The sequence below is a fragment of the Sphaerisporangium sp. NPDC088356 genome, assembly GCF_040685555.1.
In the GTDB taxonomy this organism is placed as follows: Bacteria; Actinomycetota; Actinomycetes; order Streptosporangiales; family Streptosporangiaceae; genus Sphaerisporangium.
The window spans coordinates 1-23,721 of sequence record NZ_JBFBIK010000068.1 but is presented as its reverse complement, the minus strand read 5'-3'; the positions used below and the strand labels follow the sequence as shown (position 1 = coordinate 23,721).

At 71.9% G+C, this 23,721-nt stretch carries 21 protein-coding genes; 6 read left to right on the top strand and 15 right to left on the bottom strand.

What is annotated here, in order from left to right; all coding sequences use genetic code 11:
• Window positions 1-304: 304 nt before the first annotated feature.
• Complete coding sequence (locus AB0O34_RS23475) at window positions 305-1,189, bottom strand: hypothetical protein (protein ID WP_363918609.1); 885 nt, start codon at window positions 1,187-1,189, stop codon at window positions 305-307.
• Window positions 1,190-1,366: 177 nt separating this feature from the next.
• Here AB0O34_RS23475 and AB0O34_RS23470 point away from each other — a divergent pair, with 177 nt between their 5' ends.
• A complete protein-coding gene (locus AB0O34_RS23470) occupies window positions 1,367-2,191 on the top strand; it encodes a tyrosine-protein phosphatase (protein ID WP_363918607.1) in 825 nt (274 codons plus the stop codon).
• 65 nt (window positions 2,192-2,256) lie between these two features.
• Here AB0O34_RS23470 and AB0O34_RS23465 read toward each other — a convergent pair whose 3' ends face one another.
• Both AB0O34_RS23465 and AB0O34_RS23460 read right to left on the bottom strand, forming a co-directional pair.
• A complete protein-coding gene (locus tag AB0O34_RS23465; protein ID WP_363918605.1) occupies window positions 2,257-3,312 on the bottom strand; it encodes a Gfo/Idh/MocA family oxidoreductase in 1,056 nt (351 codons plus the stop codon).
• Window positions 3,309-4,214: a PAC2 family protein gene (locus AB0O34_RS23460; protein ID WP_363918603.1), complete on the bottom strand. Its 906-nt coding sequence runs from the start codon at window positions 4,212-4,214 to the stop codon at window positions 3,309-3,311. The genes AB0O34_RS23465 and AB0O34_RS23460 overlap by 4 nt, the downstream gene beginning before the upstream one ends.
• A gap of 117 nt (window positions 4,215-4,331) precedes the next feature.
• Here AB0O34_RS23460 and AB0O34_RS23455 point away from each other — a divergent pair, with 117 nt between their 5' ends.
• Together AB0O34_RS23455 and AB0O34_RS23450 are read left to right on the top strand one after the other, a co-directional pair.
• Entirely contained in the window at window positions 4,332-4,733 is a 402-nt protein-coding gene (locus AB0O34_RS23455; protein ID WP_363918601.1) for an ankyrin repeat domain-containing protein, read from the top strand.
• Between the two features lie 62 nt (window positions 4,734-4,795).
• Window positions 4,796-5,800 carry a 4-epi-cubebol synthase gene (locus AB0O34_RS23450; RefSeq protein ID WP_363918599.1) on the top strand — a complete coding sequence of 335 codons (1,005 nt, stop codon included), beginning with the start codon at window positions 4,796-4,798 and terminating at the stop codon, window positions 5,798-5,800.
• A 52-nt stretch (window positions 5,801-5,852) separates the two neighbouring features.
• Here the strand turns inward: AB0O34_RS23450 and AB0O34_RS23445 are convergent, their stop codons facing one another.
• Window positions 5,853-7,967: an AAA family ATPase gene (locus tag AB0O34_RS23445; protein WP_363918597.1), complete on the bottom strand. Its 2,115-nt coding sequence runs from the start codon at window positions 7,965-7,967 to the stop codon at window positions 5,853-5,855.
• Window positions 7,968-8,184: 217 nt separating this feature from the next.
• Here AB0O34_RS23445 and AB0O34_RS23440 point away from each other — a divergent pair, with 217 nt between their 5' ends.
• Complete coding sequence (locus tag AB0O34_RS23440; RefSeq protein ID WP_363918635.1) at window positions 8,185-8,358, top strand: hypothetical protein; 174 nt, start codon at window positions 8,185-8,187, stop codon at window positions 8,356-8,358.
• Window positions 8,359-8,452: 94 nt separating this feature from the next.
• Here AB0O34_RS23440 and AB0O34_RS23435 read toward each other — a convergent pair whose 3' ends face one another.
• The 3 genes from AB0O34_RS23435 to AB0O34_RS23425 form a co-directional block, all read right to left on the bottom strand.
• The gene (locus AB0O34_RS23435; protein WP_363918595.1) at window positions 8,453-9,754 is read right to left on the bottom strand and encodes a hypothetical protein; all 1,302 of its coding nucleotides are present in this window, start codon (window positions 9,752-9,754) and stop codon (window positions 8,453-8,455) included.
• A gap of 366 nt (window positions 9,755-10,120) precedes the next feature.
• Window positions 10,121-11,002 (bottom strand): ABC transporter permease subunit, encoded by an 882-nt coding sequence (locus AB0O34_RS23430; RefSeq protein WP_363918593.1) that lies wholly within the window; start codon window positions 11,000-11,002, stop codon window positions 10,121-10,123.
• A complete protein-coding gene (locus AB0O34_RS23425; protein ID WP_363918591.1) occupies window positions 10,999-13,569 on the bottom strand; it encodes an alpha/beta fold hydrolase in 2,571 nt (856 codons plus the stop codon). The genes AB0O34_RS23430 and AB0O34_RS23425 overlap by 4 nt, the downstream gene beginning before the upstream one ends.
• Window positions 13,570-13,690: 121 nt before the next feature.
• On the opposite strand from AB0O34_RS23425, the gene AB0O34_RS23420 reads away from it, so the two are divergent.
• Complete coding sequence (locus tag AB0O34_RS23420; RefSeq protein ID WP_363918590.1) at window positions 13,691-14,848, top strand: hypothetical protein; 1,158 nt, start codon at window positions 13,691-13,693, stop codon at window positions 14,846-14,848.
• Between the two features lie 133 nt (window positions 14,849-14,981).
• Here AB0O34_RS23420 and AB0O34_RS23415 read toward each other — a convergent pair whose 3' ends face one another.
• Window positions 14,982-16,106, bottom strand: a complete 1,125-nt coding sequence (locus AB0O34_RS23415) for a CopD family protein (RefSeq protein ID WP_363918589.1) — start codon at window positions 16,104-16,106, stop codon at window positions 14,982-14,984.
• Entirely contained in the window at window positions 16,103-16,642 is a 540-nt protein-coding gene (locus AB0O34_RS23410) for a copper resistance CopC family protein (protein WP_363918588.1), read from the bottom strand. Before AB0O34_RS23410 ends, AB0O34_RS23415 begins: the two co-directional genes overlap by 4 nt.
• Window positions 16,643-16,846: 204 nt before the next feature.
• On the opposite strand from AB0O34_RS23410, the gene AB0O34_RS23405 reads away from it, so the two are divergent.
• Entirely contained in the window at window positions 16,847-18,133 is a 1,287-nt protein-coding gene (locus tag AB0O34_RS23405; RefSeq protein WP_363918587.1) for an MFS transporter, read from the top strand.
• 41 nt (window positions 18,134-18,174) lie between these two features.
• On the opposite strand, the gene AB0O34_RS23400 is transcribed toward AB0O34_RS23405, so the two are convergent.
• The 6 genes from AB0O34_RS23400 to AB0O34_RS23375 all read right to left on the bottom strand — a co-directional run.
• Window positions 18,175-18,603 (bottom strand): DUF2267 domain-containing protein, encoded by a 429-nt coding sequence (locus tag AB0O34_RS23400; RefSeq protein WP_363918585.1) that lies wholly within the window; start codon window positions 18,601-18,603, stop codon window positions 18,175-18,177.
• A gap of 52 nt (window positions 18,604-18,655) precedes the next feature.
• Window positions 18,656-20,665: an erythromycin esterase family protein gene (locus AB0O34_RS23395; RefSeq protein ID WP_363918583.1), complete on the bottom strand. Its 2,010-nt coding sequence runs from the start codon at window positions 20,663-20,665 to the stop codon at window positions 18,656-18,658.
• Window positions 20,666-20,776: 111 nt separating this feature from the next.
• Window positions 20,777-21,451, bottom strand: a complete 675-nt coding sequence (locus AB0O34_RS23390; RefSeq protein ID WP_363918581.1) for a cupin domain-containing protein — start codon at window positions 21,449-21,451, stop codon at window positions 20,777-20,779.
• Window positions 21,448-22,317, bottom strand: a complete 870-nt coding sequence (locus AB0O34_RS23385) for a PmoA family protein (RefSeq protein ID WP_363918579.1) — start codon at window positions 22,315-22,317, stop codon at window positions 21,448-21,450. The genes AB0O34_RS23390 and AB0O34_RS23385 overlap by 4 nt, the downstream gene beginning before the upstream one ends.
• A 30-nt stretch (window positions 22,318-22,347) precedes the next feature.
• The gene (locus AB0O34_RS23380; protein WP_363918577.1) at window positions 22,348-23,379 is read right to left on the bottom strand and encodes a Gfo/Idh/MocA family oxidoreductase; all 1,032 of its coding nucleotides are present in this window, start codon (window positions 23,377-23,379) and stop codon (window positions 22,348-22,350) included.
• A partial coding sequence (locus tag AB0O34_RS23375) for a glycoside hydrolase family 30 beta sandwich domain-containing protein (protein ID WP_363918575.1) occupies window positions 23,376-23,721 on the bottom strand: 346 nt, incomplete at its 5' end. The genes AB0O34_RS23380 and AB0O34_RS23375, both read right to left, overlap by 4 nt.

Sequence of the window (23,721 nt, the reverse complement as noted above, 5' to 3'; positions counted from 1 at the left end):
CGGCGCGGAGCTGTCCAACGTGTCGCGGGCGGGAGCTCGTACCGGGATCTTTGTCCAGAGGAGATTAAAGGGGAGATCTTCGCCTAAGCGCAATTGCTGGTGAAAGGCTTTATTTTGAGCGGTCTGGCCGAATTGTAGGCTTTCGGCTAGCTTAATTATGGTCAGATGTAGCCCGTGGTAGTGCCGGGTTACGCGGTGTTTCGGACACCGGACATGAATTTCCCGCGAACGGGGCCCGAGCGGCGGCCGCCAGTCCGGGCACGGGCCCGGCCGCAGGAGCGGGGGCTCCCGGTCCGAGCGGACGCTAGGCCGGGGTGAGCGGGGTGCGGGAGAGCAGGTGGCCCCCGGCCCGCCGGGCCTCGTCGAGGCTGCGGTGGAAGACCCGCTCCACGTCCCGTGCCTGCCCGCTCAGCCCGTCGATGTGCGGCGCGGCCAGCCGGTCCTCGGCGGTGCCGGCGAGCAGCCGTTCGTAGTCGGGGGTGCGCTCCCGAAGCACCTCCAGCTGCCGGTGGGCCCGGTAGACGGCGTCGGCGCGCCGCACCTCGCGGCCGTACTCCTCCAGGGTCGCCACGCGTGCCGTGAGCGAGCGGAGCACACGGTCGAGCGCGTCGCCGTAGGGGGTGAATACCCCGGCGACGTCGTCGGGCAGGTCGCGGGGCACGATCCTCTCGTGCTCGGCCCGCGTGCGGGTCAGGTCGGCCAGCCGCTCGCCGAGCCGCCAGATCTCGGCCGGGAGCGTCACCACGTTGTCGATCGAGTCCAGCAGGCCGGTGGCGTGGACCTCCGACTCCAGCACGTCCTCGACGGACGCCTGGGCCCGGGCCAGTAGTTCGCGGCAGCCCTCGTCGAGGTCCTCGGGAAGGATGAACCGGCCGGCGTGCTCGGCCGCCACCCGCAGCCGCCTGCGCGCGTCGCGCCGCTTCGGGTCGCCGGCCAGGGCGTGGGCGCCGCCGAGTCCCGTGACGACGGCGCCGAGCGTGAACATGCCCCAGGGACCGGTCAGCTTCAGGGCGGCGAGCAGGAACAGCGTGACGGTGACGACGACGGCCGGGCTCGGACCGGCGGGCGCGGGGACGGCTCCGGCACGCACCGCGCGGAGCGCTCCGGGGCTCGTGCGGAGGATCCGCGCGACGCCGGCCGGCAGCGCGGGGTCGAGAACGAGCTTCGGGATGGGCGTCCGTGAGTCCACATGACCTCCTTGGGGGGAAGGCGGCCGAGCGGCCGGAGCCCATGAGGGCTCGATCCTTTACATCACGTACGGGCCGGCGTCACGGTGGCAGACGCCACGCGATGGACACGTTCTTTTGCCACTGTGCCCTTACCGCCTTCTTCGCGCGGACATATGGCGCATATAGGGTTGGAAGTGATGAATGATCTAACGAGGTGGATAGCTCTTGACGGCGCCGTGAACGTGCGAGACCTCGGCGGTCTTCCCACGGTCGACGGCGAGACGACGACATTCGGGCGGGTGCTGCGCTCTGACAACCTTCAGGGCCTGACCGACGCCGACGTGGAAAAGCTCGTCGGCGAGCTCAAACTGCGCGACGTGGTCGACCTGCGCTCCAACGCCGAGGTCACCCTCGAAGGCCCGGGCCCGCTCACCAGGGTGCCGGAGGTCGGCATCCATCACCTGACCCTGTTCGCGGAGGGCGGCCGGTACACCGACGTCGAGGCCGACACCGGGGACTCCGCCGCCACGCGCATCGAAGGCGACAAGGTGCTGGTGCTGCCCTGGCAGGGCAGGCGCGAGAGCGACCCCGCCGAGGTCAGGGTCCTCGGCTTCTACTACGCCTACCTTCGCGACCGTCCCGACTCGGTCCTCGCCGCGCTGCGGGTCCTCGCGTACGGCGACGGCGCGGCGATCGTCCACTGCGCGGCGGGCAAGGACCGCACCGGGGTGGTGTGCTCCCTGGCGCTGTCGGTGGCCGGGGTGACCCGCGAGGCGATCGTGGCCGACTACATCGCGACGGGCGACCGGCTGGAGCAGATCCTCGCCCGGCTGCGGAGCAGCGACACCTACCGCGACGACCTCGACGGGCACCCGGCCGAGAGCCACCTGCCGCGCCGGGAGTTCATGGAGAACCTGCTGCGGGCGCTGGACGAGAGGCACGGAGGACCGCTCGGCTGGCTCGACGAGCACGGCTGGACGGCCGAGGACAACGCCGCGCTCCGCTCCCGCCTGCTCGGCTGAAACCGGGCCAGGAACAGGCGAGCCCGGCCTGATCAGGCGGATCAGGCCGGGCGGAAGCCGTCGCGCTAGGCCGGGCCGAGCGGGTCGGCGTCCGAGGCGAGCGGGACGACCCGGCGTTCGGCCGCCGAGGTGCGCGCCGCGTGCAGCACGGCGAGCGCCGCCGCCACCTCGACCGGATCGACCGGCGGTGGGGCGCCGTCCCTGAGGGCGGCCACCACGCCGGCGTAGAACTCCTGGTAGGCCCCGGGCTCGGTCTCGACCGGACGGCTGTCGCCGTCGACGCCCAGCACGCCCCAGTCTTCGGGCCGCTCGGCTCCCCAGCCGGGACCGCCCGGGCGCTCGCCCGCCCGCAGCCGCCCCTCCTGCGGGTCCAGGCCCCACTTGACGTACGCCGCCCGCGACCCGAGCACGCGGAACCTCGGCCCGAGCCGCCCGGCGACGGCGCTCATCCACAGATGGGACCGGGCGCCGTTCGCGTGGGTCAGCGCGATGAACGCGTCGTCGTCCGCCTCCACCCCGGCCCGCCGGATGTCGGTCTCGGCGTACACGTCGGTCACCGGGCCGAGAAAGTGCAGGGCCTGGTCGACCAGGTGGCTTCCCAGGTCGTACAGCAGGCCGCCGAGCTCGTCAGGGCCGCCGTTCTCCCGCCAGCCGCCCTTGGGCACGGGCCGCCAGCGCTCGAACCGCGACTCGAAGCGATGGACCTCGCCCAGGTCGAGCTTGCCCAGTGTGCGGAAGTCGCCGTCCCAGCGGCGGTTCTGGAACACCGTGAGCATCAGGTCGCGCTCGCGCGCCAGCCGTACGAGGTCCAGGGCCTCGGCGGCGGTGGCGGCCAGGGGCTTGTCCACCACGACCGGCAGGCCCGCCGACAGCGCCCGCGTGGCGAGCGGGACGTGGGTGCGGTTCGGCGACGCGACCACCACGAGGTCGAGGTCGAGCCCGAGCAGGCTCTCGGCCGACGGGACGACCCGGGTGCCCGGGTGGTCGCGGCCGATGCGGCCGGCCCGCTCGGAGTCCCGCGTCACGACGGCGTCGAGCCGCAGGCCCGGTGTGGCGGCGACCAGCGGCGCGTGGAAGAACTCCCCGGCCGGGCCGTACCCGACCAGGCCGACCTTGATCACGAGTCCCTCTCGTCGCGCTCGGCGAGGAAGCGCTCGAACTGCGCGGCGAGCTCATCGCCCGTCGGCATGGGAGTGGTCTCGGCCATGAGGTTCTCGCGCTCGGCGCCCGTGGTGAACGCGTCGTACTGCTGTTCGAGCCCCTGGATCGCCGTGGACAGCTCCGCGGAGGCGATGATCTGCTCCTCTATCTCCGCCGTGGTCTTCTCGGCGGCGTCCTTCAGGGCCGCCAGGGGGAACACCAGCCCGGTGCTGCGCGTGACGGCCTCCAGGGCCGTCACCGCCGCCCTCGGGTACTCCGCCTGGGCGAGGTAGTGGGGTACGTGCACGGCGTAGCCCAGGGCGTCGTGGCCCCGGGCTCCGAGCCGCAGCTCGATCAGGGCGGCGGCGCTGCCCGGCACCTGGATCTTGCCGAACGGGCTCCCCGGGCCGCCCACCAGCTCGGGCCTCGTGCCGTGGGCGGTCACGCCGAGCGGGCGGGTGTGCGGCGCGGCCATGGGGATGCCGTGCATGGTCACCAGCTTGCCGACGTTCAGCCGGGTGGCCAGGGCGCCGATCGCCTCGGTGAACAGCTCCCACTCGCGGTCGGGCTCGGGGCCGCTCATCACGAGGAAGGGCGTGCCCGTCGCGTCGTTGGCGAGGTGGACGGCGAGCTCGGGGGCCTCGCAGTCGACCCAGCGGTCGGTGTCGAAGGTCATCAGAGGCCGCCGCGACCGGTAGTCGAGGAGGCGGTCGACGTCGAACGTCGCCACGACCCGGTGCTCCAGTTCGGCGAGCAGGTGGCCGATGGCGAGCCTTCCGGCTCCTCCGGCGTCCACGAAGCCCTCAAAGTGGTAGAGCAGCACCGGATCGGTCAGCTCAGGGACATCACCGCTGAGCCGGTAGAGATCCGTCGGGTCGAACACCTTGGGTCCCAGCCTTTCTTTCGTCTCTCAAGAGAGAACCTATGGGATGTCCTGGGGATTCCGCCGGGCGAGTCGCCGCTACCCGCGGTTCGGGCGAGAGCACCCCGGCGGTGCACAATGGAGGGCGTGCGGGAGGACGCGGAGGTCGAGGAGCTTGCCACCAGGCTGTTCCAGCTGGCGAGGTCGGGGCAGACCGAGCGGCTGTGCGCCTATGTCGACGCGGGGGTGCCCGCGAACCTCACCAACGACAAGGGTGACACGCTTCTGATGCTGGCCGCCTACCACGGCCACGCCGAGACGGTCCGGGCGCTCGCGTCACGGGGCGCCGATCCCGGGCGCGCCAACGATCGCGGGCAGACCCCGCTCGCGGGGGCGGTCTTCAAGAAGGAGCCCGAGGTGGTGCGGGCGCTGCTCGACGCCGGGGCCGACCCGGCCGCGGGCACGCCCTCCGCGGTCGACACCGCCCAGATGTTCGGACATGCCCAATTCCTGAAATGGTTCGAGCACAAACATAAATAGCACTGCACATCCGGGTATGTTGCGTTGTAGTTATGCCGGGTTTTTCTTGTCATGATGTGGTGATGGCTGATTTAGCGCCCTCCAGGCTTCTTCTTCCACCTTTATCGTGTCCGTTCCCCAGCCTTGTCAGCCCGTACGTCGACCAGGTCAACGAGGAGACCTTCTCCTGGCTGGTCGCCAGCCACATGATCGACGATTCGGCTGAGCTCGACCGTTACCGCGAGGCCGGCTACGGCAACCTGGGTGCCCGCACCTATCCCTACGCCGGCAACGACATGCTCCGGCTGGTCACCGACTGGTGCGTGTGGCTGTTCGCCTTCGACGACGCGTTCTGCGAGTCCGACCGCCGCGCGGCCGAGATCGCCCGCGCGCTGCCGCAGCTGCTCGCCGTCCTCGACGATCTCGACGGCCCCGTGGACGTCGCCCACGTGGAGAACCCGTTCGCCCGCGCGATGCTCGACATCAAGGCCCGCGTCAGCGCCGCGGCCGACGCCGACCAGCTCGACCGGTGGCGTTCGGTCACCAAGGACTACCTGTTCGCGCAGGTGTGGGAGGCGGCCAACCGCGAGGACGCCGTGGTCCCCACCTACGGCGACTACATCTTCATGCGGCGCAGGACCGGAGCCATGCTGACGGTCTTCGCGCTGATCGACGTCGCCACCGGGCATCCCCTCACCCCCGGCGAGTGGCGCCACCCCGACGTGCGGGCGATCACCGAGAGCGCCAACGACGTGGTCGTGTGGGACAACGACCTGCTCTCGTACGCCAAGGAGCGCAACAGCGTCAACTCCCGCAACAACCTCGTCAGCGTGCTGGCCAGGCACCGGCACCGGTCGATCCAGCACGCGATGAACGAGATCGGCAGGATGCGCGACGAGGCGATCCAGCGGATGGTGGACCTTCGCTCGGCGCTGGAAGGCCTGAACTCCGACGCCGTCGAGGCCTACATCAGGGGCCTGGAGCACTGGATCAGCGGGAGCATCGCCTACTCCGTGACGAGCACGAGGTACACGAGGGCCTGGCAGGGCACGGCGGCCCAGCGCGTCATGCGCCACGAGAGCGGCTGACCCGGCCGCCCCCGCCACCTGGCGGGACGGCCCCCGCGCGGGGGCCGTCCGGCTAGGCGACGGGCGCCTCGCTCGGGTCGATCTCGCCCATGGCGTAGCTGACGGCCTCCTCGAAGCTCATCTGGGAGCCCTGCTGGTAGACGCTGACGTAGGACTCCTCGCCGAGAACGCGCTTGCACTCCTTGACGCACTGCTCGTGCTCGGTGCCGAAGAACGGCGAGCCGAACTGCGGCAGCCCGAACAGCTGCCAGTTGGCCTGCGCCGCGCCGAGGATGCGCGCCGCCCGCGCGGGGTCGCCCTTGTCGACGGCGAGCTGGGACAGCGTCTCCATCGCCAGCACGGCGCCCAGCACGTCATGGAAGTGGCGCTTGATCCGCAGGGACTCCTGCGCGCTCAGCACGGCGTCGTCCGTGCGGCCGGTCACGCGCTCGATGTCGGCGGTCGCCCAGACGGCGTAGGAGCGCAGCCAGAGCTCCCCGCGCTCGGCGCACAGCCGGCGGCAGTCGCGGAGCAGCGACTCGGCCTCGGTCAGCTCGTCCTGCTGGGTGAGCACGACCGCGAGCTCGACGATCGCGGGCAGCAGCCCGGGGTTGAGCTCGCGCCCGCTGCGGTGGAACTCGATCGCCACGCCGAGCAGGGCGGTCGCCTTGTGCAGGTCGCCCTGGAGGAAGGCGGCGGTCCCCTGCATCTTGGTCGCCAGGATGACCGCGATCGAGTCGCCCACGCGGACCGCGTCGGTGGCGCACTTCTCGGCCGCGTCGAGCGCGCCCTCGGTGTCGCCCTGGGCGCTGCGGACGTACGCCAGCACCCACAGCGCCTTGCAGCGCTCCTTGCTCGGCTGGGGGCAGTTGTGCAGGGCCCGCTCCAGGTAGAGGCGGCCTTCACGGGCGAACCCGCAGGCGACCCACATGAACCACAGGGAGGACAGCAGCTCAAGGCCGGTGCGCGCCTCCCTCGGGTCGTGGAGGCAGTAGTCGAGCGCGGCGCGGATGTTGTCGTGCTCCTGGCGCATGCGCCCGAACCAGTAGACCTGCCGCGGCCCGGACCAGGCGTGCTCGCCCCGCTCGGCCAGCTGGAGGTAGTAGTCGCGGTGGCGGCGCCGGACCCAGTCGGTCTCCTCCAGCTTGTCGAGCCACTCCTTGCCGTAGCCGCGCAGGGTGTCGATGAGCCGGTAGCGCACCCCGGCGCGCTCGTTGCCGCTCAGCAGGATGGACTTCTCCACCAGGCCGGTGATCAGCTCCATGACGCTCTCGGCGGGGAGGTTCTCGCTGGCGCAGACGTAGCGGGCGGCCTCCAGCTCGAAGTCGCCCGCGAAGATCGAGAGCCGGGCCCACAGCAGCCGCTCGGCGGGCTCGCACAGCTCGTGGCTCCACCCGATGGCCGCGCGCAGGGTCTGGTGCCGGGGCAGCGCCGTGCGGCTGGCGCCCGCGAGCAGGCTGAAGCGGTCGGTCAGCAGCGCCAGGATCTGCTCCACCGACAGGGCGCGCAAGCGGACCGAGGCGAGCTCGATCGCCAGCGGGATGCCGTCGAGCCGCCGGCACAGCTCGGAGACCGCCGTGATGTTGTCCTCGTCGACCGAGAAGGAGGGGGCGACGGCCGACGCCCGCTCGGCGAAGAGCTGGACCGACTCGTTGACGAACGGGCTCTCGAGGTCGTCGTCGCCCGGCACCAGCAGGGGCGTCACGGGGATCGACTGCTCGCCCTGCACGCCGAGGGACTGCCTGCTGGTCGCCAGCACCCGGACGCGCTCGGCGCTGCGCAGAAGCTGGTCGACGAGCTCGGCGCACGCGCCGCGCAGGTGCTCGCACGAGTCGATCACCAGGAGGGCCTCGCGCCGGCTCAGCCACTCGGTGAGGGCCTCGGCCTCGGGCCGCGCCGACTGGTCGGCGATGCCGAGCGCCGCGCTGACGGCGTGCTGGACCATGGTGGGATCTTGCAGCCGGGACAGGTCGACGTACCAGACGCCGTCGGGGAACTGCGAGCCGACCTGATGGGCGACGCGCAGGGCGGTGCGGGACTTGCCCACCCCGCCGATGCCCGTCACGGTGACCAGGCGGGAGCTGTGCAGGCGCTGCCTGATGGTGGCGAGCAGCCGATCTCTTCCGACGAAGCTGGTGAGCTCCGCGGGAAGATTTCCCTCTCTGCGCCATCCTGCCGGCGTTGCCATGGGCCGCCTCACGGGGGATCGTTCCGGCGTGCTACCTGCCTCCGCATCGTATCGTGCGGGGCGTTACCTGTCCTTGTGCCGCCGATGTACGCCCGAGATGCGGTCTCCTGGGCTGACTGCTCCGGGGACCGCACCTGGCATCACTTTTGGGGGGTGACAGGGGAGATCTTGGCGCGGGGGATGATCGCGCGGTCCGGCGGCCACGTAGCATTGTGCCGTGACTGTGCGCGAGCCGGATGACCTGCGTCCGGTGGACCTCTCCGACGAGGGGCTGCCGGTTCTGCCCGACCAGACGAGCGACGACACCGACTCGGGCTGGGGCGAGTGGCGCTCCCCGTCCGACGACGACGTGTCCTGGCTGCTGGAGGAGCGCCCCCCGCACTGGGACTGACGTCCGAGGGAGAGAGGCCTCGCGGCCCGGAGGCTGACACCGCCTCCGGGCCGTACCTTCCATGATCCTCCGACCCTGCCCGCGCGGGTGGCGGTCAGGCGCCGGCCGTGGACGCCGAGGGCGTGGAGCCGTTCACCGTGAGCACCCGCTCGGGCCGGTCGGCCCCATCGGGGCTGTCCGGCACCACGATGGCGGGGAAGGTCCCGGTGTCGACGATGCCGTGCTCGTTGTACGCGATCTCGATCAGCGCGTGAGCCCGTGGCTCCAGCTTCCACAGCGCGCGGTACTCACGGGCGGTGACCAGCGAGATGCCGGTCTCCCTCGCGATGTCGGCGGCGCGCGGCACGAACTTGCGGTCGATCTGCTTGTCCCAGTACGCGCGGGCCGCGCGCATCAGGGCCGCCCGCTGGGCGGTGTCCACCACGGCCGGGGCCGGGTCGACCATCTCGGCGTCCTCGTCGTCGTCGGCGATGTACGCCGCGACGGGGGAGGAGGCGACGGGCAGCGCGTGCGGCCTCGGCGGTTCCTCGGGCTCGGGACCCCACGGGACCGGCGGGCGCAGGTCGATCAGTGCGCTGGTGTTGTACAGCGCGCCGATCTGCGACAGCAGCGCCTCCTGGCGGTCGGTGTCGACCGCGAGCCCGGTGTGCTCGACGGCCTGGTCCATCATGCGGTCGAGCCTGCCGAGCGCCGCGCGCATCTTGCGGTCGGAGGCGCCCGCCTCGCGCAGCGCGCGGGCGCGCTTGGCGGCCAGGGCCACGCGGGTCAGCCTGCGGTGGGCGTCCACCTCGCTCGCGGTGCGGTCGCTCACCTCGGCCAGCCCGAGCCGCACCATCGCGCGCTCGGGCGTCAGCCGCCACTTGATGCGCGAACGCCCGGTGATGCGGTGGCGCTCGATGGCCATGCCGCGCTCCCAGAGCCACGCGGCGACCAGCGGGGCGGCGAGCCGGAAGATCGCCTCGGCGAGGCTGCGCGCGTCCAGGCTGGACAGGACCGCGGACAGGCTCGTGAGCGCCCACACGGCCATGCCGTCGATGCCGGCGGAGAAGTTCTCCCGCATGTTGCGGCGGGCCCGCACGGCGCTGGTGATCACGGCGACTTCGATGAACGCGAAGAGCAGAAACCTCAGCGGCCCGTCGAAGCCGAGCACGTCACCGGAGAAGCGCCACATGCCCTGCGCGGACACACCGGTGGCGATGCTGGCCGCGACGATGGTGAGGATGTCCTCCGCCGGGCGGTTCTCGGCGAACCGGCGGAAGGCCTGGGCCGCCGCGCGGTAGGCGGCGCGCAGGGCGAAGTAAGCAAGGACCAGAAGCACCAGGGCGGACACGCAGATGATGGCCGTTTCAACCCGGTGTTCGGAGGTGAAAGTCGTTATCTGATCGATGGGGGGCATCAGTCTCTGTCCGTCGTTCTCGATGTCCGACAGGATTACCGAGAGGATCATTCCAGAATATCGCCAAACATGTTTGCATAAACGGACATTTGTCTCGCGAAAGTCACCTTACGCAGCCGCCCCAGGAGTACGAACACCGCGGCCCCCGTCGCTCCGGGGGAGCGCCCCGCGGCTCCGCCGAGCATTGCCGGATATGAAGCGATAAATGCGATTTTTCGGTTTTGGGGGTATTTGTCGGACTAAGACCAGTTCGGGGGTCGGCGGACCGGCGGGCGGCGAGGGCGTGGCTGGAAGACCCAGGTCGGGCACCGGGGTCGGGCACCGGGGTCGGGCACCGGGGTCGGGCACCGGGTATGACGGCCGGGGCTAGGAGACGACGTCCTTGCGGCGGAAGCGGCGGAAGGCCAGGGCCACGAGGATCGCGGCGTAGGTCACCGACAGGGACGCCCCCTTGATCATGCCGCTCCAGTCGAGCTGCGGCACGAGCGCGTCCAGCCAGGCCGTGCTCCAGAAGGTCGGCAGGAACTCGCGCACCACGCCCAGCGCCTCGACCGCCTGCAGGATGTTGCTCACGATGACGAGCCCCACCGCTCCGCCGACCGCCCCCAGCGGTGAGTCGGTGCTCACCGAGAGCAGGAACGCCAGCGCCGCGACCACGAGCTGGTTCACCAGGGCGTACCCGATGACGATGCCGAACCGGGGCAGCACCGTGGAGGCCGCGATCGTCTCACCGGTGCCGGGCAGGCGGATGTCGTTCCAGCCGAAGGCGACGGTGCCCGCCAGCAGCGCCATGACCGGCAGCGCGATCACCGCCGCCGCCGAGTATCCAAGGGCGACGGTCAGCTTCTGGCGCAGCAGCCGGTCGCGTGGCACCGGGGCCGCCAGCAGGTAGCGCAGCGACGACCAGCTCGCCTCGCTCGCCACGGTGTCCCCGCAGAACAGCGCCACGGCGACCACCAGCAGCAGCGTGGCCGACACCGAAAGCGTGAAGGCGGCGAAGTTGAGGCCGCCCTGCGTGGCGAGGTCGGAGAGCCTCAGGGAGCTCTGCTGCGCGGGCGCGGGGCCGAGGGAGAACGCCACCACGAGGATCCACGGCAGCGCCAGCAGCAGGCCGAACATCACCAGCGTGCGGCGCCGCTTGAACTGCCTGACGATCTCCACCCGCAGCGGCAGCGTGCGGCCCGGCGCGTACGCGGCGCCGGCCTCGCGCGGCCCGGCCGCGTTCGCGGTGTTCGGTACGGAAGTCACGCCTTCTCCCCGATCAGGTCAAGGAAGACGTCTTCGAGACGCCCCTTCGAGCCGTTGGACGAAACCGCGCCGACGAGCAGGTCGCTGACCGGGCCGGCCGTCACCAGCCGGCCGCGGTGCATCATGACCACGTGGTCGCAGGTCTGCTCCACCTCGGCCAGCATGTGGCTCGACACGATCACCGTGCGGCCGTGCGCGGCGTACCGGATCAGGACCTTGCGCATCTCGGCGATCTGCGGCGGGTCGAGGCCGTTGGTGGGCTCGTCCAGCACGAGCAGGTCGGGCAGGCCGAGCATGGCCTGGGCGATGGCGAGGCGCTGGCGCATGCCCTGGGAGTACGTGCGCACCGCCCGGTCGAGGGCCGAGCCGAGGGCGGCGATCTCCAGCGCCTCCTCCATGTGGGCGTCGTCCCTCGGACGCCCGGTCGCCCGCCAGTACAGATCGAGGTTCTCCCGGCCGGTCAGGTGGGGCAGGAAGCCGGGGCCCTCGACGAACGACCCGAGCCGCGACAGGACCGACGCGCCCGGCGTCACCCGGTGCCCGAAGATCCGGATCTCGCCCGCGTCCGGATGGATCAGGCCCATCAGCATGCGCATCGTCGTCGTCTTGCCCGCGCCGTTCGGCCCGAGCAGGCCGAGGACCTGCCCATGCTCGACCCGGAACGACAGGTCGTCCACCGCGAGCTCGCCGTCGCGGTACTTCTTGGTCAGGCCGGTGATCTGCAGCGGCACCCCGGCCAGCTCGGGGTCGGGCTCGTCGGTACGGCGCCCACGTCCGAGCAGCAGCAGGACGGCGGCGACGGCGAGCGCGGCGAGCGGGAGCGCCCAGGCCCACCAGGCGAGGCCGGCGGCGGCGGCCCTCAGCGACGCGTCCGTGGGCACCGCGAGGATCTGTGAGGTCAGCCCGACGCGGTGGACGGCCGGGGCCGTCGGCGAGGCGTACCCCATGTCGGTGGTGCTCAGCACGACCCGCAGCCGGTGCCCCACGTCGAACCGGTAGTCGATCGCCGGAAGCGTGACCGACACGGGCGTGCCGGCCTCGCTCGCGGTGACCCGCAGCGGGGCGACCAGGCCCTGCGGCAGTGCGGGGCGCTGCCCGCCGACGTCGTAGAGCTTGGCGAACAGCGTCACCTCGCCCTCGCCGTGCACCCGGATGTTCACCACGGGCGCGCCGGTCACCTCCAGGGGCGCGGTGAGGGGCGCGGAGTCGAAGGTGGCGCTCTGTCCCGGCATGTCGATCGAGAGGCCGGCCCCGCCGAAGTTGCCCAGCAGCCCGCCCACGCCCGGCACCGTGGAGATCGAGGCGGGGGAGCCGCCCGGCGGGCTGGCCACCTGCTGGTCCGGGCCCGCGATCTGGACGGACGACTGAGCGGTGCCGGAAAGCCCGGGATAGCGCCCGGTGCCGGCGTGGACCAGCACGGGACGCCGCGTGCCCGGGTCGCGCCCGCCGTCGCGGGTGACGGTGAAGGCGTCCCCGAGGGGGGAGCCGTCCTTCTTGAGCCAGTGGCCGAACCAGCCGATCGTGCGGTCGGCCACCCAGTCGGTCTCGGTGTCGCCGCCGTCGTGGCCGCCGTCGAACCAGGCGACCTCCACGGGGGCACCGGTGGCGGCGATGGCCCTGGCGTTGGCGTCGGCGTGGCCGAGCGGGAACAGCGAGTCGTGCTTGCCCTGAATCAGCAGCGACGGCACGCGGATCTTCCCGGGCACCGAGATCGGGCTCGACCTGCGCAGGGTCTCGACGGCGCCCGAGGTGGCGCGGCCGGTCTCCGCGACCTGCTGGTACATCTGGCAGATCTCCGGCAGGAACCGCCCGCACCGCACCTCCTGCGCCTGCGCGCCCAGGTCGGCCGAGCCGGTCGCGGCCCGCCCGTCCGCCGGCCCGCCTCCAAGTCCGCCTCCAAGGCCGCCGGCCCCCGGCGCGAGGGGCGAGTCGACGGCCCTGCTGAAGAACAGCCCGGCCCACATGCGCTTGAAGACGCCCTTCCCGGGCCCCTCGCCGGTGGCGTCGGGGAAGAGCGCGTCCGCCAGGTCGTACCAGGTGATCTGCGGGACGATCGCGTCGATCCGGTTGTCGTAGGCGGCGGCCATCAGGGTGATCGCCCCGCCGTACGAGCCTCCGGCCATGCCGAGGCGGGGGTCGCCCGCGGAGTCGAGCAGCACCTCGGGCCGCTTGGCCACCCAGTCGATGAGCTGCCTGACGTCCTTGACCTCGTAGTCGGGGGAGTTCAGGGCGATCTGCCCGGTGGAGGCGCCGAATCCCCGTGCCGACCAGGTGAGGACGGCGTAGCCCGCCTGCGCCAGCCGTACGGCCTCGTCTCGCACGCTCCGCTTGCTGCCGCCGAACCCGTGGGCGAGGAGCACCGCGGGCGCCTTACCGCCCCCGGCCGGTGGGAAGAAGGTGGTGTCCAGCGTTACGTGCTGGTCGTCACGCGGCCCGTCGACGACCTGGATCGCCTGGTCGAACCCCCTGACGGGCGGGGAAGCGGGCCACAGGGCCCACACCGCCGCGCCCAGGACCAGTAGCGCCGCGACGATCAACGCCGCCGGCCGCTTCCCCGCAAGCTTCATGCCGAGAGCCTACTTATCGCCGCTGAGAGATCGCTGAGACGCCTCGCCCGAGGTGGATGCGGGTTATCTCGGGGAAGTCCCCGATTGCGGAGCATGTCAAGGACCGGCATCATTTCATCGCGTGAAGTCAGGCGCGGCTACCAAGGACAAGGCCACTCAGTGGATCGAGTGGGCCCTCCCCTACTGGACCAGGGGAGAGGCGGGCAGGGAGACCCCGCCGGACCTCTTCCGAGTTCTCTACTTCGGCTGGATCGCGGCATTCGTGCTGAAGGTCTTCGGCGCATCCTGGGACGTCTCCTGGCACTTCAAGTGGCTGCGCGACGACCTGGCGCCTCCGCACCTGCTCAACAGCGCCGGCACGGCCATCGTGGTCGCACTGATGATCGTGCACGGCTACACCGGGTACGGCGTCGACCGCACGGCGCAGCGGCTGATCCAGTGGGGCACCGGGGCGTTCCTGATCGCGGTCCCGATCGACCTGATCAACCACAGGGTGAACGGCGTCGACATCACCTCGTGGAGCCCTTCCCACATGCTGCTCTACATCGGCACGGCGTTCATGATCGCCGGTGTGATCCGGGGGTGGTACCTCTACGCGCCCGAGGGCAGGCAGCGCCCGATCGTCCTTGGGGCGCTCTTCGTCTTCTTCCTGGAGAACACGCTCTTCCCGAGCGAGCACCAGGAGTACGGCGTGCTGGAGCTCGCCTCCTGGGATCGCGGCCAGCCGTACGCGGAGCCGAGCCTGATCAAGTTCGCGGCCGACCAGATGAAGCGCCCGATGGACCGTGGCATGGTGGAGAAGTTCTCGCTGCCCGTCCCCGACTGGGTGTATCCCCTGTGGTTCGGCATCGCGGCGGTGCTCGTGCTGGTCGTGGTGCGCAGGCTGATCGGCCGCAGGTGGGCCGCCACGGCGGTGGCCGCGGTGTACGTCGGCTTCCGTGCCGCCATCTGGCCGCTGCTCGTCGTCTTCCACTTCCCGCCGTCGGCCGTCCCGTTCTTCCTGATCGCCGCCGCCGTCTGCGTGGACCTGGCGTTCCTGATCCGGCTACCGGCCGCCCGGGCGGCGCTCGGCGCCGTCCTTGTCACGGTGGCGGTGTACGGCGGGCTCGCCGTTCAGGACCTCGTGCTTGAGGCCCCGCCCTACATGCTCGCCTCGGCCCCGGTCGCGGCCGTCGTGCTGGGCGCGGCGTGGTTCGGCGTCGAGTGGTACGGCCGCAGGCGCTCGGGCGCCTCCAAGACCCGAGGCCCCCTCCCGGTGAGCGCCCCCGTCACGCCTTAGGGCTCCGCGGACCGCTCAACCGGCTCTGCCCCGGGCCCCGTGATCGCGGCCTGGGACAGGACGTTTTACCGAGGTCAGACGACCTGGGCCCCGGGTAGGCGACCGGGGCCCGGTGGAGCGACCGGCGCCCGGGTCAGGCGACCGGGGCGCGGGTGAGTGCCACGGCGACGCCGTACGCGAGGCCCATCACGCCGACTTCGAGCGCGGCCCAGGCGGCGAACGACGTCGCCTGCCGCCGCGCGACACCCGGCAGCAGGCGCCAGCGGATGTGGGCCCCGAGCACCGCGACCACGCACACCAGGACGATCTTGGCGACCACGAGCTGCCCGTAGTGGGTGGTGAACAGCGACCCGGGCAGCCGCGTGGTCGGCGACAACCCCAGCTCCACCAGGCCGTTGAACAGCCCGGAGAGGGCCACCACGACCAGCGCGACGGTGGCCAGCCGAGAGAACCTCGGAAGGGCGCGGGCCAGCAGGTCGCGGTCCCTCGTGAGCAGCACGGCCAGCGCCACGAGGCCGCCGGTCCACGCCGACGCCCCGACGACGTGCAGCTCCATCGAGACCATGCTCAGGTCGTGCCAGTACCAGTTCGACGCGTGGCCGCTGACCGGCAGCGGCAGCAGCCCGAACAGGGCGACGACGACGCGCAGCTCGGCGGGCACCTTCTCGCCGAAGCGCACGGCGAGCAGCCCGAAGCACGTGTAGATCAGGGCGCACGCGGCGCTGATCACCAGCCCTTGGCCGGAGCCGATCACGCTGACGTACGCGGCGGGGTCGGGCATCCGTCCGGGGGTGACCTCGGCGGCGCTGAGCACCATGGCCACCAGCGCCGCGACGGCCCACCCGAACGCCGCGAGGACCGCCCAGCTCCGGGCCATGCTGAGGACCGGCTCGGTGCGCTGCGGATCGTCGAAGCCGAGGAACCTGGGCAGCAGGCTGAGCCCGACGGTCGCGAGGGCGCACAGGTCGAGGATCAGCCGGACGACCGGCAGGCCGTACTCGACGACCGGTCCGGGGATCGCGATGCCGGGGACGGTTTCCGGTGAGGTCCACCAGCTCGCCACCAGCACGGCCAGCAACGCGGCCCCCGCCGCCCCCCAGACCAGCCCCCACCGCGCCACCCCACCCGCCACGCCGGCCGCCCCGGCCGGTCCCGCCACATTCGGTGGCCCGGCTGTCGTGGACGGCTCGCCTGGTGGTTCCGCTGTGGGGGGTTCGGTGGTGGTGGAGCGCGTGCCGGTCTCGCCTGTGGTGCTCACGCGCTCTCTCCCTTCGCCTGGCGTCCCTGGCGGGCGACGACGAGGACGCCGAGGCCGGAGAGCAGGAGCGCGACCACCAGGAGCCCCCACACCCAGCCTCCGCCGCTCGCCGGAGGAACCGCCGAGGTGGACGACTCCTTCGCCGGAGCGGCGGGGGCCGGAGCCGGGGCGGCGGCGCCGCCGGCGACGGTGAAGCCGACCTTCCCGCTGACGGGGTGGCCGTCGTTGGAGACGATCTGGTAGCCGACGACGTAGGCGCCGGCCGTCGCGGTGGCCGGAAGCGTGGCCACCACCTTGTTGTCCGCCACCTGCACCGGCGCCTTGGAGACCGTGCCGTCCGGGCCGGTCAGCGCCACCTGGGCGAAGTCGGCCCTGACCGGCTGGTCGAAGGTCAGCGTCACCCGGCCGGGCACGGAGGCGAGCCGGGCGCCGTCCTTCGGATCGCTGCCCGTCAGCACGTTGTGAGCCTGGGCGGGCGCGACGCCCACGGCCAGCGCCGCGCAGGCCACCAGCAGGACCGTAAGGAGTCGCCTCACCGCGATATGACCTTTCCTTCGCCTTCCATGGACGCAGCCATGGTGCCATCTATACGCGCATGCGGCGTCCCCACGCACCTGGGCCCCCTTCGTCCACCGGCGCGCCCCGTAGGTCGCCGGGTGGGGGCGGTGGAAAGTGGGTCTTCATTGGGCGGGCGGGGGCGACTACTATCCCAGCACGCCTCACTACCTGGAGCCACGCTGGTGAGTACTGTCCCCCCGGTCACGCCGCCGTCCGACCTCCCGGTCGCCCTCGCCGAGCCCGTACGGCGGGTGGGGCCGCGATGGATCACCTTCATCTCGCTGGCGAACCTCGCCCTGTGGATGGCCTACTTCGGCCCCCTTCAGGTGCTGCTGCCCCAGCAGATCGAGGCGGCGGACCCTCTGGGCAAGGAGGCCGCGCTCGCCTGGGTGACCGGCGTCGGCGCCGCCGTCGCCATGGTCTTCAACCCGGTGGCGGGCGCCCTGTCCGATCGTACGGCGGGGCGCTTCGGCAGGCGCCACCCGTGGACGCTGGCGGGTGCGGTCGCGGGCGGTCTCGGCCTGGTGTTCCTCGCGTTCCAGGGCACGGTCCTCGGCGTGGCGATCGGCTGGTGCCTGGCGCAGGCGGGGCTCAACGCCATGCAGGCCTCGCTCACGGCGGGGGTGCCCGACCACGTCCCGGTGAGCCAGCGCGGCCAGGTGTCCGGGTGGATCGGCATCCCGCAGACGCTGGGGGTGGTGCTGGCGGTCGTGCTCGTGACGACCGTCGCGACCACCACCAGGTCCGGATACCTGCTGATCGGCGCGCTGGTCCCGCTGTGCGTGCTCCCGTTCGTGCTCACCACCGCCGACGCGCGGCTGCCCGCCGCGCGTCGGGCGCCGTTCGACGCCAGGGAGTTCCTGCGCGGCTTCTGGATCAGCCCGCGCGAGCATCCGGACTTCGCCTGGGCCTGGCTGACCCGGTTCCTGATGCAGCTCGGGAACGCCGTCGCCCTGCTCTACCTGCTGTACTTCCTCACCGACGCGGTCCACTACGAGCAGCGGTTCCCCGGCCAGAAGGCCGAGGACGGGCTGCTGGTGCTCATCCTGATCTACACGGCGGCCGTGGTGCTCACGACGGTGGCCAGCGGCGTGATCTCCGACCGCCTGGGGCGCCGCAAGACCCTCGTCACGGTGTCGGGCGTCATCAGCGCGCTGCCCGCGATCATCATGGCCTTCTGGCCCGAGTGGACCATGGTCATGGTGGCCGCGGTGATCATGGGCATCGGCTTCGGCATCTATCTCTCGGTGGACAACGCCCTGGTCACCCAGGTGCTCCCGGCCGCGGCCGGTCGTGCGAAGGACCTCGGGGTCATCAACATCGCCAACTCCGGCCCGCAGGTGCTCGGCCCGGTGATCGCCGGCCCGATCGTCGCGAGCCTCGGCGGCTACCCCGTTCTCTACCTCACCTCGGCCGCGCTCGTGCTGCTCGGCGCGAGCCTGGTGTGGAAGATCCGTTCCGTCCCCTGACGGCCGCGTGAGCGTCGCGTCCGTACCGTTACGGCGCCCGGTTACGAGATCAGTTCGGCGAGGTCCTTGGGCATGCCGGCCCTGACGTCGGCCCACTCGCCCTCGGAGACGTACATCTTCAGCGCATCCACCACCGTCCGGGTGAGCTGCTCGATTCCGCCCTTGACCTCATACGGGAACTCCTGGCGCACCCGGGCGAGGAACCCGTCCTTGCTCATCCTCACCGGGACGCGGTTGACGTCCCAGCCCTCGTAGTAGACGCCGCGCATCAGCATGGGCAGCTCGGCCCCGAACTGGGCCGCCTCCTGGATGGTGAGGCGGTCGCGCAGCGCGTGCAGCACCCCCCGCAGAGCGGCGTAGGACTGCTTCCTCCGTTCCTTCGGCCATCCGTAGGCCTGCTCGATCTCCTTCAGCACGCGGTTGGTCTTGTCGACCGTCGTGTTGAAGGACGGGTATCCCGTTTCCGCCATCGGACCTCCTCGGCTCGTGCGCGACGCCGCGCGGGTGTGTGAGGCGGGTGCGTCACACGGCGAAGGGGTAGGTCTCGGGGGCCTCTCCCGCCTCCCAGCCGGCGGTGCGCTCCAGGGGTTCGACCGCGTGCGTCTCGTCGATGTGGATCACCGCGTCGAACTGCTCCGACACGCGGGCGTGGAAGTAGTGGCTCTGCCGCTCGGTCCGCGGCCGGTAGATCACGCCGATCGCCCGTTCCAGGCGGGCCCTGCGCAGCGCCTCGGCGGCCCGTGGCGCGACGCCGAAGGAGATCATGAACTCCTTCCTCCCGGCCTCGTGGTGGAGCTCCTCGATGGACTCCGAGAGCGCCGGCCGTACCCGCTTGCGCTCGGCGGGGCCGCCCCAGTCGTCGGCCGCCGTCACCGTGCCGGTGTAGGTGGTGAAGCCGATCAGGCGGCACTCCCGCGGATACCGCTCGCGGACGAGCTGGCCGATGGTGACCTCCCCGCGCGACGAGGCCTCGGTCGCGCGGGCGTCGCCGACGTGGGAGTTGTGCGCCCACACGACGATCTTCGCCGGGCGGCCCTGCCTGCGGCCGAGGTGGTCGGCCAGCGCCTCAAGGGTCTGCGCCATGTGGCCGTCGCGGAGGTTCCAGGACGATACCCGTCCGCCGAACATCGTCCGGTAGTACTCCTCGGCGGCCCTCACCACCCGCGCGTTCTGCTCGGCGAAGAACAGATCGTCCTCGGCCAGGAGCCCGTCGCGCCTGGCGTAGTCCAGCGCGTGGCGCCGCAGGTCGACGAGCTGCTCGACCACGGCGCGCTCGCAGTTCTCCCCGGCGCCGAAGGCGGCCGCGTAGCCGTACGCCTGGCCGTCGTCGCCCGAGCCGTGGTCGAAGCACGAGTAGCGCTCCCGCGCGCGGGCCGCGGCCTCGGGGTCGACCCGCTCCAGGTACGCGATGACCTCGTGGATCGAGGCGTGGAGGCTGTAGAGGTCCAGCCCGTAGAACCCGGCCTTCGACCGGTCGTCCGCGGCGATCTCCTCGTTGTGCCGGTGCAGCCACCCGGCGAAGTCGAGCACCGCCGAGTTGCGCCACATCCAGGTCGGGAAGCGCTGGAACCCGCGGAGCGACTCCTCGGCCGTCGCGTCGTCGCCGTGGCCGCGGACGTACCGGTTGACCCTGTAGGCGTCGGGCCAGTCGCCCTCGACCGCCACGGCGGAGAACCCCCGGCTCTCGATGAGCCGCCGTGTCATGTGGGCGCGGGCCGCGTAGAACTCGTGGGTGCCGTGCGAGGCCTCGCCGATCAGGACGAAACGGGCGTCGCCCACCAGGTCGAAGAGCACGTCGTCGCCGGGCGCGCCGTCCTCGGTCGGGAGCGCCTCGGAGCGTACGAGCGCGACGTCGGTCGGCAGCCTCGGCACGTCCGGCGTCCGCGTCCTCGCGGCGGCGCGCAGCAGGTCGCGCACCTCCTCATCGGTGGTCTGGGTGAAGTCCCAGTACGACCGCCCGACGGCGAGGAACGGGGACGGCGTGGTGGCGCAGACGACCTCGTCGACCATGGTCGTGAGTTCGCGGCAGGTGGACTCGGGCGCGGCGGGCACGGCGACGACGATCTCCGCGGGCCGGTGCCGCAGTGTGGCCTCGATCGCGGCGCGCATGCTCGCGCCCGTGGCGAGGCCGTCGTCGACCACGATGACGGTCACGCCGGTGAGGCCGGGCGGCGGGCGCCCCTCCCGGTACGCCTGCTCGCGGCGCAGCAGTTCGCGGCCCTCGCGCTGAGCGACCTCCTGGATCGTCTCCGGGGGGATCTCCAGCCCGCGTACGACATCCTCGTTGACCACGACCACCCCGCCGGTGGCGATGGCCCCCATCGCGAGCTCCTCGCGTCCCGGTACGCCCATTTTGCGGACGAGGAAGACGTCGAGCGGGGCGTCGAGGGCGACGGCGATCTCGTACGCGACCGGCACGCCGCCCCGTGGGAGCCCGAGGACCAGGAGCCCGGGACGGCCCTGGTAGTGCCGCAGGAGGCCCGCCAGAACGCGTCCGGCATCCCGCCTGTCCTGGAAAACGCGGTTGGACATGACTACCGCCTCATTCGCCTTTCGGCTGGCGTGCACGGCCTACCCTGCGCTAAACCCCCCAAACTGGGGCATACTCCACCGAGACCTCGGCCTGTCCATTGTTGGCGGCCGTCAGCCGTCGAGCAGGTAGGTGTCGAGCCTGCCGCACATGCCGAGCCGGGCCTCGGGGGAGGCCGAGATGATCCGGGCCTCCTTGAGGTGGTCCACGTCCCCCTCGCGCAGCGCCTGGAGGTGGACCCCGGTGACCTCGGCGGCCTGGAGCGCACCCTCACGCCACCGCTTCTCGAAGGCGTCCAGCTTGCCCGAGACGATGCGCGCGGCCTGACGGTGGAACGCCGCGAGGGCGTCGCGCCCGTGGTCGCGCAGCTCGCTGAAGCCCTCGATCGCCACGTCACGGCGGCGCCGCGCCCCGTCGGCGTCGGTGATCGCGGAGATCTCGCCGTACATGACCGGGTCGGCCAGCACGGCGGGCGGGAAGGTGAAGACCGCGTCCCCGGCCTCGGGCAGGCCGCTGTTCTGCATGACGACCACGATGCGCAGCCGCCCGTCGTCGTTGACCAGCCGGTGCACCGTCCCCGGGGTGAACCACACCACGGCCCCGGGTTCGAGGGGCGTCACGGCGTACCCGTCCCAGGTCAGGGTCTGGACCGCCCCGGTCCCCTCGACCACGATGTAGGCCTCGGAGCAGAGCAGGTGCATGTGCGGTGAGCCGCCGCAGACGCCGTCGGCCGAGGCCCAGTCGTAGACCCGCAGCCCGGACACGCCCACGCCCCCGGGAAAGCTCATGGACATCCCTCCAGAGGGTGGGCGCGCACGTACGCCTCCAGCCTGCCGCGGTCCCAGGCTCTGTCCGCGACCACCACGCGGTAGCGGTGGGTCCACGTCCCGCCGGAAGGCAGCTCGACCTCCTCGAAGAACGCCAGCGAGGGGTTCACGGCGGCGAAGGGGGTGGTGCGCACGAACCAGGTGGTGCCAGGCCCCGAGAGGAACAGCAGGGTCGAGGCGCGGTCCACCTCGTCGTGCTCGCCGGTGTAGGCGAGCCAGGACGCGGTGCGCCCCATCATCTCGGGGCCGCCCTGCCCATCCCCGGCGATCACCCGGCCGCCGGCGAAGGACCTCGGGCCCCGCCAGAACAGCCCGCTGTACCCGGCCATGGGCCTGCCCTCGGTCGTCGGGCTGCCGAAGCGCAGCGGCTCCCCGCGCACGTTGGTCATCGAGGTGGACAGGTCGAGCGCCCAGGAGCCGTCCTCGACGTCCCGTACGGCCAGCTCCCGCACCTCGTCCACCCAGTGCTCGCCCGCCCGCGTGTGCCAGGTCAGCCGCTCGCGGCCGGGGGTGGTGAACTCCTCGTGGCGCATCGTGCCCACGTTCGGCAGGTCGGCGTAGGCCCCGAGCTCGCGTACGTAGCTGCCGCCGCCCCAGAAGTTCTGGCCGGACAGGTGGGAGACCGTCATCTGCAGGCCCTTGTGCCAGCGGTGGTCGTGCGGCCGGTAGGCGGTGACCACGTCGCCCGCAGCCGTTCTGAGCGGGTGGAAGTACGGCTTGGGCCCCTCGAAGGCGGGCATCTCGGGCCGGTAGACGTACCGCATCAGCTCGACGCCGCCCGCCTCGGCGATCAGCTCGGTGCCGGTGTCCTTCAGCGGGTGGCTCACGGGATCACCCCCGGAGCCCCGTTCACAGGGTCACACCCCGTCGAGGCGATGGTAGAAGGGGTTGTCGAAGGTCAGCTCCGATCGCCGCACCGGCCTGCCGGTGAACGCCGAGGCGTACAGGCCGGTGACGAACTCCAGCGTCTGCCGCCCCTCCGCGCCGCTCAGGGGCGGGCGCTCGCCGCGCTCGTAGGCGTCCAGCAGGGCCGAGAGCTGGGCGGCGTGGGAGCTGGGCACGTCGTCCGGGGGGTTCCACAGGTCCGGGGGAGTGCACGTCCAGTTGTGGTTGTCGTACCCGTACAGGTGCCTGAGCTCCACGGTCGCCTCGGCGAAGTCGAAGCGCAGGTAGCTCTCCTCGCGGCGGGACAGCACGCTGTTGACCACCGAGGCCATGGCGCCGCCGGCGAACCTGACCGACGCCATGGACACGTCCTCGGTCTCCACCGGACGGTCGATCCGGCGCGCCATGGCGCGCACCTCCTCCCAGTCGCCGAGGACCGACAGCATCAGGTCCATCTGGTGGATGCCGTGCCCAAGGGTCGGGCCGCCGCCCTCGGTCTCCCACGTGCCGCGCCAGGGCACCGCGTAGTACGCGCTGTCGCGGTACCAGGCCGTCACGCACAGCGCGACCATGGGGCGGCCGAGTTCCCCGCTCGCGGCGAGGCGGCGCAGATGGCGGGCCCCCGAGCCGAAGCGGTGCTGGAAGACCACGGCGGCGAAGGTGCCGCGCTCCGCCGCCGTGATCCGATCATGTTCCGCCAGTGACAGGCACAGCGGTTTCTCACACCACACCCACGTCCCGGCGCGCAGGCATTCCACGATCTGGCGCGCGTGGGCGTAGGGCGGTGTGCAGATGTGGACAAGGTCCGGCCGCTCGCAGGCCAGCATCTCGCCGAGGTCGGTGTACGCCTGAGGGATCCCGTGCTCGGCGCAGAAGGACTTGGCCCGCGAGCCGTCGATGTCGACGGCGGCCACGACCTCGGCCCGGTGACGCTCCCCGGCGAGGGCGGGCATGTGGCAGACGCCCGCTATGCCCCCCGTCCCGACGATGGCGACGCGGATCATCCGTCGTGCCCTCCGCCGCCGAGCACGATCGTGGTCAGCGAGCGCGGGGCCAGGTCGGCCCGCAGGTGGCCTCCCCGCCCGCGGACGGCGGCGACGGGCGTCACCGAGTGGGTCGAGTCGGTCAGGTAGGCGGTGGCGCGGGCGTCGCTTCCCGTGAGCAGGCCGGTGGTGACGGCCGTGGTGCCGGTGTTGAGGATCTCGACGACCTGGCCGCCGTCGGCGTTGCGGAAGGCCGTGACCTTGAGCCCGTCCTCGGTGGTCCGAGCCCCGATGCGCACGGCGCCCGGCCGGATGAAGCGGCTGTAGGCGGCGAGCGCCCACAGGCGCTTGGACACGTGGTAG